Source organism: Trinickia sp., assembly GCF_035492435.1.
Taxonomy (GTDB): Bacteria; Pseudomonadota; Gammaproteobacteria; order Burkholderiales; family Burkholderiaceae; genus Trinickia.
On record NZ_DATJJF010000225.1, the window covers coordinates 1 to 2,724 of the forward strand.

Sequence of the window (2,724 nt, forward strand, 5' to 3'; positions counted from 1 at the left end):
ACGTATATGGACTCCCCCCGCAAGGCAAGAAACTGATCGATCGTAGTGGCCGTTGGGGCGAAGCCTGCAGTCGTATATCCGGCATCTGAAGTGGGTCCGTGATGACCCGTGCCGACATGGAATCTGCGACACCGAAGCGCCAATCGGTACAAGCGGCAAGCGTGAAGCTGCCGACAGAGTTATCGGCGTCGGACGGTGTGGGGATGACCCGGTTGGCCATGATGGGTGATCAATCTCTACGCAAGGCTCGGAGTGAGGTGAAATGGGGGCAACAAAGGTTCAGGCCGGCAGCGCGAACGTGGTGCGCCCGACCTTCGTGTGCAGGCGCGATGAGCCGTACGGTTCCCCGTCGCGCAACGTTGCATAGCAAATTCTGGCCAGCTTGTTGGCGAGTGCACAGGTGGCCTTATTGTGGTTCGAGCGCGCCTGCACGGCCAGTGCCCATTGGCGCAATGCATCGATCGGCTTGCCGTTGTGCAGCGCGGCAGTAGCGGCTCGCAGTACGGCGCGCGCGCCGTGGGTGAGCAACATGCGCAGATAGCGGTCGCCGCGCTTGGAGATACGCCCGAGATGTCGCGTGCCACCCGAGGAATGTTCCTTGGGCGTGAGGCCGAACCACGACGCGAAATGTCGCGCATCACGAAAATGGCTCACCTCGCCGCTGGTAGCCGCCACCATTGCCGTCGCGGTCAACAAGCCCACGCCCGGAATCGACAGCAAGGTGGCGCAGGCCGGCGATTGTCGGACCAGCGCGGTCAACTCGCGTTCGAGCTGGGCGATGCGCACCTCGAGCAAGCGGATTTCCTCGACCAGCAGCGTCATCGTGCCGCGGATGAGTGTCGGCACCGACGTATGCGGATCAGCGAGCGTGCGGCTGATTTGTTCGACGCCGAGGCGACTGCCCTGGGCGATGACGATGCCGAACTCGCGGCAGAAACCGCGCAGCGCATTGATGCGCGAGGTGCGCGTGGTCATCCACAACGAGCGGGTGCGATGCAATCCCTGCAGCGCCTGCTGCTCGATCGATTTGACACGTACCGGGGTAATGTCGGCACAGCGCGCGGCTTCGAGCAATGCACACGCATCGGCGGCATCGGTTTTGTTGCGCTTGACGTAGGCGCGGATGTAGGCGGCGGGCAGCAGGCGCACTTCGATACCCAACGTATTCAGCCAGCGTGCCCAGTGATGGGCCGAACCGCAGGCTTCCATGACCACCACGCCGACCGACCGGTTGGCGAACCAGCGCTCGAATTGGGTGCGTGTAAGACGATGCGATTCGACGACGCGCCAGGAGCGATCGGCGACCGCGAGTTGAAACACCGATTTGGCGAGATCCACTCCCACGATCGACAAAGCAGCGGTAGCATTCATGTCGGACTCCTCCCGGTTGAGCGCTGACACCCCACACCATATGAGGCCAGCGGGCACGATGATGCCGAACAATCAGGGGGAGTCCATCCCATCAGTCAACCGGACGCGCCGGTTCATGGCTTCTCCTTGGCGAGCATCGGCGCGGCGCGCCGGTTACCTGGATCGTTAGGGCGCCCATGCGCGACACCACTTTGAACCGGAGAGCATTTTTGTCCGTGCTCTTCGGATTAGCGTCCATGCGCGGTGCTTTCGGTCAGACGCGGTCCGTCACGGTTGCGCGTGTGGGCGTATTGAGCGGTTTGTCGCGTGTGAACAGCTCGGCCTATCTTCGGCTTCCGGACGCCCTCCGGGAGTTAGGCTGGATCGAGGGTAAGAATGTCGTCCTCGAGTGGCGCTTTGCCGATGGGGAGCCAATGCGTCTGCCGTCATTGGCACGCGAGCTTGTTCAATCCACTCCTGCAGTAATCGTAGCGGGAACGAACTTCGAAGCGGAGGCCGTCCTCGCGATAACTCGTAAGATACCTCTCGTACTTTGGACTGCACTCGACCCCGTCGGGAGCGGTTTGGCGGATAGCCTTTCTCATCCCGGAGGCTCTGTCACGGGCTTGCTCTGGGCAGATCCAGGATTAGCTGCAAAGATGCTCGATGTGTTCCATGAGGCGGTCCCGAGCATGCGACGTGTCGCCGTCCTTTACGACGCGCGGTTTCCTGGGATTGAAGCGTATCTCGATGCCGATAGAACAACAGCCAAGGCACTCGACATCGACCTGATCACATTTCCTGTCGGCCGCGTTGTAGATCTTGACGGCGTGCTCGCTCGAATGCGCGAAGTCGGGGTCGACGGCATTAAGATCGTTCCCGCAGGTGTTGTCTCTGCACGCCTCGACCGTGTCCTAGAATATTCCTCGTCGCGAAGACTACCGACGATATATACCGCGCAGTATCCCATCGAGCGAGGCGGATTTCTTGCGTATTCGCCAAATCAATTTGAAGTGCTGGGCAGGGTTGCCTCTCTCGTCGACAAATTGCTCAAGGGCGAAAGCCCGGCCAACATGCCGTTCGAATACCCGACACGTTTCGAACTGACGGTCAATCTGCGGACCGCGCAAACTCTCGGTATTCCCGTGCCGCAATCGATTCTACTTCGAGCGGACCGCGTTATCCGATGAAAGCACGCTTTAGTGGTTGTCAACTCCGCGGCGGCCTAACCTTACGTATATGGACTCCCCCCGCAAGGCAAGAAACTGATCGATCGTAGTGGCCGTTGGGGCGAAGCCTGCAGTCGTATATCCGGCATCTGAAGTGGGTCCGTGATGACCCGTGCCGACATGGAATCTGCGACACCGAAGCGCC

At 60.7% G+C, this 2,724-nt stretch carries 3 protein-coding genes; 1 reads left to right on the forward strand and 2 read right to left on the reverse strand.

Going from position 1 to position 2,724, the window contains the following annotated elements; all coding sequences use genetic code 11:
- Both VL598_RS16320 and VL598_RS16325 read right to left on the reverse strand, forming a co-directional pair.
- Positions 1 to 220 (reverse strand): hypothetical protein (locus tag VL598_RS16320; RefSeq protein ID WP_325327767.1); only part of this gene is annotated, 220 nt, incomplete at its 3' end.
- A 59-nt stretch (positions 221 to 279) separates the two neighbouring features.
- Complete coding sequence (locus VL598_RS16325) at positions 280 to 1,371, reverse strand: IS110 family transposase (protein ID WP_325327768.1); 1,092 nt, start codon at positions 1,369 to 1,371, stop codon at positions 280 to 282.
- Positions 1,372 to 1,607: 236 nt separating this feature from the next.
- Here VL598_RS16325 and VL598_RS16330 point away from each other — a divergent pair, with 236 nt between their 5' ends.
- On the forward strand, positions 1,608 to 2,540 hold the full coding sequence (locus tag VL598_RS16330; protein WP_325327769.1) for an ABC transporter substrate-binding protein: 933 nt from the start codon (positions 1,608 to 1,610) through the stop codon (positions 2,538 to 2,540).
- Positions 2,541 to 2,724 lie beyond the last annotated feature (184 nt).